Source organism: Pseudomonas sp. Pse1, assembly GCF_024519635.1.
Lineage (GTDB): Bacteria > Pseudomonadota > Gammaproteobacteria > Pseudomonadales > Pseudomonadaceae > Aquipseudomonas.
In genome coordinates this window covers 1-1,120 of record NZ_JALJRO010000061.1, presented here as the reverse complement: position 1 = coordinate 1,120, position 1,120 = coordinate 1, and the positions used below count along the sequence as shown (strand labels likewise).

Genomic DNA, 1,120 nt, shown 5'->3' with positions numbered 1-1,120 from the left:
GAACCCAGCCGCCTTGGCGCCACTGCTCCTGAAGATCGAGCGCGACTTTGAGGATTTCGTCGAGCAACAGCGGCTCGATTTGAGGGGACATACGAATACTGCCGACCAACTCATCACGGCTAAAACCCACGGTAAAAAAACGTGCCGACGGCGTGGTGAACCCATATTTTTCATGAACGAATCGCAATCGGGCATCCGATTTAGGAATGCTGAACGAAATATGCCCAGGAATGGTTGGACCAATGGATGCGCTCGAGCGTTGGCGCATATCTTCCCAAGGCTCGCCAATCACCAGCGCGATTTCCCTTTCCGACTGTGCGTCGATCCACCAGACCAACAGCCCGAGCAATACCAAGCCCCAGGCCCACCGATGCCCGTTCACAGGGCGACGAAACCTCACGGCTTCATCCAGGGTTCGGCAATGCTCAAGGTAATCAGGTAACGATCCTCCGTAGGCCGCTTGTCATCCTTGAATCGACGCACCGACATCATCACCTGGTAAAGATCACCGGCCTGCCAATAGGTCGTCCCCATGGGCCTGGGCCCGCTGAATTTGGCACGCGATTGTGGCGTGTCGGCGAGCGCAGGATATTGATCGGGGCGAGTGAGTACCCAACCGGCGTTGCGCCATTGTTCCTGCAAATCCAGCACGACTTTGAAAATGTCGTCGAGCAGCAGTGGTTCGATTTGTGGGGACATGCGAACGGTACTAACTAAACCAGTACTGGTAAACGTGACCGCAAGATAACGTGCCACGGGCGTCACAAACCCATACTGCGGGTCTGTGAAACGCAACCGGGCGTCCGAATCAGGTAAGCGTCCCCAAAAACTTCCGGCAATTGCGGGGCCGATGCTTGCACTGGATCGTTGACGCATATCCTCCCAAGGCTCACCAATCACCAGCGCGATTTCTTTTTCCGATTGTGCTTCGATCCACCAGACCAACAGCCCGAGAAATGCCAAGCCCCAGGCCCATCGATGCCCGTTCACAGGGCGACGAAACCTCACGGTTTCATCCAGGGTTTGGCAATGCTCAAGGTAATCAGGTAGCGATCCTCCGTAGGTCGCTTGTCATCCTTGAATCGACGCACCGACATCATCACCTGATAAAGATCATCGG

At 55.4% G+C, this 1,120-nt stretch carries 1 protein-coding gene and 1 pseudogene; both read right to left on the bottom strand.

Annotated elements, in window-relative coordinates:
• Positions 1 to 400: pseudogene (locus NR126_RS28360) on the bottom strand (hypothetical protein); the annotation flags it as partial.
• Positions 397 to 1,008 carry a hypothetical protein gene (locus NR126_RS28355; RefSeq protein ID WP_372827634.1) on the bottom strand — a complete coding sequence of 204 codons (612 nt, stop codon included), beginning with the start codon at positions 1,006 to 1,008 and terminating at the stop codon, positions 397 to 399. The gene NR126_RS28355 and the pseudogene NR126_RS28360, both read right to left, overlap by 4 nt.
• Between the last annotated feature and the right edge of the window lie 112 nt (positions 1,009 to 1,120).